The organism is Kitasatospora sp. NPDC001539 (assembly GCF_040298565.1).
Lineage (GTDB): Bacteria > Actinomycetota > Actinomycetes > Streptomycetales > Streptomycetaceae > Kitasatospora.
On record NZ_JBEPAK010000353.1, the window covers coordinates 1 to 5,497 of the forward strand.

Consider the following 5,497-nt stretch of genomic DNA (forward strand, 5'->3'; position numbering starts at 1 on the left):
CTGCGGGAGAGGCCGGTCGGCCCGGTGCGGCGGGCCGGTGAAACACGGTGACGCCCGCTGCCGGAACAGCGGGCGGCCGGCCGGGGCGCGGTGCCCCGACCGGCTCTCGGTCAGTTGTTCTCTTCCTCCTCCACCCAGCCCATGGTGCGCTCCACGGCCTTGAGCCACTTCTTGTACTCACGCTCCCGGGTGGCCTCGTCCATGCGCGGGGTCCACTCGGCGGCGCGGTGCCAGTTGGCCCGCAGGGTGTCGAGGTCGTTCCAGAAGCCGACGGCGAGACCCGCCGCGTAGGCGGCGCCGAGGGCGGTGGTCTCGGCCACGTACGGGCGCTCGACCGGGGCGTCCAGGACGTCGGCGATGTTCTGCATGAGCAGGTTGTTGCTGGTCATGCCGCCGTCGACCTTGAGGGCGGTGAGCTCGACCCCGGAGTCCTTCTGCATGGCGTCGACGACCTCGCGGGTCTGCCAGGCGGTGGCCTCCAGGACGGCCCGGGCCAGGTGGCCCTTGGTGACGTACCGGGTCAGACCGGCGATCACACCGCGGGCGTCGGAGCGCCAGTACGGGGCGAACAGGCCGGAGAAGGCCGGGACGAAGTAGGCGCCGCCGTTGTCCTCGACGGTGTTGGCGAGGGTCTCGATCTCGGCGGCGGTGGAGATGATGCCGAGCTGGTCGCGCAGCCACTGGACGAGCGAGCCGGTGACGGCGATCGAGCCCTCCAGCGCGTACACCGGGGCCTGGTCGCCGATCCGGTAGCCGACGGTGGTCAGCAGGCCGTGGTACGAGTTGACGATCTTCTCGCCGGTGTTCAGCAGCAGGAAGGTGCCGGTGCCGTAGGTGGACTTGGCCTCGCCCTCGTCGAAGCAGGTCTGGCCGAACAGCGCGGCCTGCTGGTCGCCGAGCGCGGAGGCGACCGGCACGCCGGCCAGGTCGCCGACGGCCTCGCCGTACACCTCGGCGGAGGAGCGGATCTCCGGCAGGACGGCCAGCGGCACGCCCATCGACTCGGCGATGCTCTCGTCCCAGGCCAGGGTCTTGAGGTTCATCAGCATGGTGCGGCTGGCGTTGGTCACGTCGGTGACGTGCTTGCCGCCGTCGACACCGCCGGTGAGGTTCCAGATCACCCAGGTGTCCATGGTGCCGAACAGGATGTCGCCGGCCTCGGCGCGCTCGCGCAGGCCCTCGACGTTGTCCAGCAGCCAGCGGATCTTCGGACCGGCGAAGTAGCTGGCCAGCGGGAGGCCGGTCTCGCGGCGGAAGCGGTCCTGGCCGACGTTGCGGCCCAGCTCGCGGCAGAGCGCCTCGGTGCGGGTGTCCTGCCACACCAGCGCGTTGTGCACCGGCTCGCCGGTGTTCTTGTCCCACAGGACGGTGGTCTCGCGCTGGTTGGTGATGCCGATGGCGCGGATGTCGTCCTTGGTCAGGCCGGCCTTCTCCAGCGCGCCGCGGACGACCGACTGCACCCGGGTCCAGATCTCCGCGGCGTCGTGCTCGACGTAGCCGGGCTGGGGGAAGATCTGCCGGTGCTCCTGCTGGTCGACGGCGACGATCCGCCCGTCGGCGCCGAAGATGATGCAGCGGCTGGAGGTGGTGCCCTGGTCGATCGCGGCGATGTAGTTGCCAGTGGAGGTCATGTGGAGGGTCCTCGGCTCAGGTTCGGGGGGTTGCGGGGTGGGTGGGCCTGACGTGCTTCTCGGTCAGTCCCCGTGCTCGGTGCGGTCCAACCCGGTCTTTAGAAGAGGGCGTTGTACACGCCGCCGGCGGCCAGACCGCCCAGGACGGGGCCGACGACCGGGATCCAGGCGTACGACCAGTCCGAGCCGCCCTTGTGGGGGATCGGCAGGAAGGTGTGCGCGATGCGCGGGCCGAGGTCGCGGGCCGGGTTGATGGCGTAGCCGGTCGGGCCACCGAGGGAGAGGCCGATGCCGACGACGGTGAAGGCGACCATCAGGGTGCTGGTGCCGGACTTCGTGAGCCCGTCGTTGGTGCCGATGGTCAGGATCAGGAGGCAGAGCACGAAGGTGCCGATGACCTCGGTGATCAGGTTCTGGATCGGGTTCCGGATCTCGGGCCCGGTCGAGAAGATGCCGAGGGTGGGCTCCTTGTTGGCCTGGAACTGGCCGAGGTAGGTGAGCCAGACCAGCACGGCGCCGATGATCGCGCCGAGCAGCTGGGAGCCGAGGTAGAGCGGCACCTGGCTCCAGTCGCCGCTCTTGACGGCGAGCGCGAGGGTGACGGCCGGGTTCAGGTGGGCGCCGGACTTCGAAGCCGACATGTAGGCGGCGACCAGGACCGCGAAGCCCCAGCCGAAGGTGATCGCCAGCCAGCCGGCGTTGACGGCCTTCGACTTCTTGAGGGTCACGGCGGCGCAGACGCCACCGCCGAGGAGTATCAGAGCGGCGGTGCCGAGGGTTTCGCCGACGAAGACGTCGCCGTTGGAGAACGCGGACACAAAGACTCCCTTGTCCATATGGCCCGGAGGAGCGGGTGGGGGTGGGCCGGTGGATCGCCGTGCGGGTGAGCGCGCTGTGGGAGTGATCTTCCCGGCCGTCGTTCGACAATGTCGACCGTCATGCGGAAGCTTCCTCCCCAGGTCGCCTCCACGTCAAGGCGGGGTTACGCAGCTGTGACCCTTCCCTCGACCCGCCCCCCGAAGTTACCCAGCGGAGTGTCCGGAATCCGGACAAAACGCCAAGGCGCGGACAGGCTTCCGCCCCGTCCGCGCCTCAGCGTGACGGATGGACCGCTGCGCTCAGAACCGCCCGGCGCCCAGGTCGCGCGAGATCGCGCGCGCCGCGCTGCGCACCGAGGCGACCAGCGAGGGCTTCACGAAGCCGTCCTCGCAGACCCGTTCCACCGGGCCGCTGACGCACACCGCGCCCACCGGATTGCGCCGCCGGTCCTGGATCAGCGCGCCGATCGAGGCCACGCCCTCCCAGGTCTCCTCGATCGAGTCCGCCCACCCGCGCTCGCGGATCAGCGCGCACTCGGCGTCCAGGTCGGCCGCCTCGGTCAGCGTCCGCAGGGTGTACGGCTCGTACGGGCCGTCGCCCAACTCGCCGCGCGCGACCGGGTCGTAGGCCACCAGCACCTTGCCCAGCGCGGTGCTGTGCAGCGGCTGCATCGAACCGACCTCCAGCACCTGCCGGGTGTCGTCGGGCCGGAACACGTGGTGCACGACCAGCACGCCCTGCTGGTGCAGCACCCCCAGGTACACCGTCTCCCCGGCCGCCCGGGCCAGGTCGTCGGCCCAGACCAGCGCCCGCGCCCGGAGCTCGTGCACGTCCAGGTAGCTCTGGCCGAGCCGCAGCAGCTCGGCGCCCAGCTGGTACTTGCCGCTCTCCGGGTCCTGCTCCACGAACCCCTCCTGCTGCAGCGTGCGCAGGATGCCGTGCGCCGTCCCCTTGGCGAGGTCCAGCGCGGTCGCGACCTCGGACAGTCCCAGGCGGCGCTCACCGCCGGCCAGCAGGCGCATGATCGCGGCGGCCCGGGAGAGCGACTGGATCGGGCCGGGCATGGGTACCTCCGCGCTGACAGGCGGTCGACAATGTCGACCGCATTGGTGACGGGACGAGTCTGCCAGGCCGCCGTCCGTCCGTGCACCTTCCCCCTCGGTAACCCGCCCTCGGTCCGGTGTTAACCTCCCGTCCGCCGTGCCCGGAACCCGGGCCCCGTCCGCCCGTCCGCCCGTCCGTCCGTCTGCCCGTCTGCCCGTCCGTCCGTGCCGGGCCTGCCAGGGCCGCCGAGACCGCCTAGCCGAGACCGCCACGACCGCCGGCACCGCCGGGCAGGACCTAGCCGTCCACTCCGCTCAGCAGCCCCCGCCGCACCGCCACCTCGGCCGCCAGCGCGGCGATCCCGTCCGGCCCGACCCGGCAGCAGCCGCCGACCAGCCGCGCCCCGTCCGCCAGCCAGCCGCCCACCCGCGCCGAGCGGAACGTCGGCTCCCCGCGCCAGGTCCGGCGGCCGGCGTCCCACTCCTCCCCGCTGTTCGGGTAGACCACCACCGGCTTGCCGGTCACCTCGGCGGCCAGCGCCACCGCCCGGTCCGCGTCCTGCGGCGTGCAGCAGTTGACGCCCACCGCCAGCACCTCGTCGACCTCCGCCGCCAGGGCGAACGCCTCGGCCAGCGGCTGCCCCGCCCGGGTCCGGTCACCCGCCACGCTGTACGACAGCCAGGCCGGCACCCCCAGGCCGTGCACCAGCTCCAGCAGCGCCCGAGCCTCGTCCGCGTCCGGCACCGTCTCCAGCGCCAGCACGTCCGGCCTGGCCGCGGCCAGCACCTCCAGCCGGGGCCGGTGGAAGGCCACCAGGTCCGCCCTGCTCAGCCCGTACCGCCCCCGGTACTCCGACCCGTCCGCCAGCACCGCCCCGTACGGGCCGACCGAGGCCGCCACCCAGCGCCGCCGCCCGCCCGGCTCCGCCCGCGCCGCCTCCCGGGCCAGCTCCACACTGCTCGCCAGCAGCCGGGCCGCTTCCGAGTGCCCGACCCCGCGCCGGGCGAAGCCCTCGAAGCTCGCCTGGTAGCTCGCCGTGATGGCCACCTCCGCCCCGGCCGCGAAGTACGCCCGGTGCGCCGCCACCACCGCCGCCGGGTCGTCCGCGAGCAGCCGCGCCGACCACAGCTCGTCCGACAGGTCGTGCCCGGCCGCCGCCAGCTGGTTCGACATCCCGCCGTCCAGGACCAGCGGGCCGGCCGCCAGCGCCGCGGCGAAGTCCGGCGGGGGAGCAATGGGCATCGGGGCCTCCTCGGCAGCGGTCGTTCCCGGTCACAGCCTAGAAGCCGGAAGTGCCCGGCGGCCCGGAAACCGGAGGCGCTCGTGGATCCGGAAAACCGTTTGCCGTCGGGCAGGGCGGTCGTTACGTTGTGCTCAGCCCGAGAACGACGGCACCGGATGCCCTCGACCGTGCGGAGAGGAGCCCGCGATGGCAGCCGACGGACCGCACCCCCGGCCCGGCACCGGGCCGGCGGCGGAGCAGGAGTGGCTCGCCGCCTACGATCCGCGCGCCTACACCCCCGTCGCCGTCACCGTCGACGTGGTCGCCCTGACGCTGCGCCGCGGCAGCCTGCACGTCCTGCTGGTCGAACGCGGCGCCCCGCCCTACCAGGGCTGCTGGGCGCTGCCCGGCGGCTTCCTGCGCGCGGGCGAGGAGGGCCTCGACGAAGCCGCGGCCCGCGAACTCGCCGAGGAGACCGGCCTGCTGGGCGCCTCGGAGGTCGAGGCCAAGCTCTGCCGCCTGCACCTGGAACAACTCGGCACCTACGGCGCGCCCGAGCGGGATCCGCGCATGCACGTGGTCTCCGTCGCCTACCTCGCCTTCGCCCCCGACCTGCCCGATCCCCAGGCCGGGACGGACGCCGCGGCGGCCGCCTGGCACCCGGTCGCCGACCTCGACCTCGACCTGGGCAGACCCATCTTCTCCAGGTCGAGGACGGCGTCGATGGCCTCCTTGCACATGATCTCGGCGGCGTCCTGGTCGACCAGGTAGTCACCACCCT

At 72.8% G+C, this 5,497-nt stretch carries 4 protein-coding genes and 1 pseudogene; 1 reads left to right on the top strand and 4 read right to left on the bottom strand.

The annotated features are described in order from the left end of the window. Positions 1-110: 110 nt before the first annotated feature. The 4 genes from glpK to mmuM all read right to left on the bottom strand — a co-directional run bounded on the left by glpK (position 111) and on the right by mmuM (position 4,736). A complete protein-coding gene (gene glpK / locus ABT247_RS31385; RefSeq protein ID WP_350749459.1) occupies positions 111-1,631 on the bottom strand; it encodes a glycerol kinase GlpK in 1,521 nt (506 codons plus the stop codon). A 98-nt stretch (positions 1,632-1,729) separates the two neighbouring features. Continuing rightward, positions 1,730-2,467 (bottom strand): MIP/aquaporin family protein, encoded by a 738-nt coding sequence (locus ABT247_RS31390; RefSeq protein ID WP_502892539.1) that lies wholly within the window; start codon positions 2,465-2,467, stop codon positions 1,730-1,732. Positions 2,468-2,749: 282 nt separating this feature from the next. Further along, positions 2,750-3,514 (bottom strand): IclR family transcriptional regulator, encoded by a 765-nt coding sequence (locus tag ABT247_RS31395; protein ID WP_350749465.1) that lies wholly within the window; start codon positions 3,512-3,514, stop codon positions 2,750-2,752. A 277-nt stretch (positions 3,515-3,791) separates the two neighbouring features. Continuing rightward, on the bottom strand, positions 3,792-4,736 hold the full coding sequence (mmuM, locus tag ABT247_RS31400) for a homocysteine S-methyltransferase (protein WP_350749469.1): 945 nt from the start codon (positions 4,734-4,736) through the stop codon (positions 3,792-3,794). A gap of 187 nt (positions 4,737-4,923) precedes the next feature. On the opposite strand from mmuM, the pseudogene ABT247_RS31405 reads away from it, so the two are divergent. Beyond that, positions 4,924-5,391 (top strand): annotated as a pseudogene (locus tag ABT247_RS31405) (NUDIX domain-containing protein); the annotation flags it as partial. Positions 5,392-5,497 lie beyond the last annotated feature (106 nt).

What these genes read in the sequence shown, in the direction of transcription:
- ABT247_RS31395 (WP_350749465.1), bottom strand. Translation starts at nt 3,514, where the DNA reads ATGCCCGGCCCGATCCAGTCGCTCTCCCGGGCCGCCGCGATCATGCGC.
- mmuM (WP_350749469.1), bottom strand. Translation starts at nt 4,736, where the DNA reads ATGCCCATTGCTCCCCCGCCGGACTTCGCCGCGGCGCTGGCGGCCGGC.
- ABT247_RS31390 (WP_502892539.1), bottom strand. Translation starts at nt 2,467, where the DNA reads ATGGACAAGGGAGTCTTTGTGTCCGCGTTCTCCAACGGCGACGTCTTC.
- glpK (WP_350749459.1), bottom strand. Translation starts at nt 1,631, where the DNA reads ATGACCTCCACTGGCAACTACATCGCCGCGATCGACCAGGGCACCACC.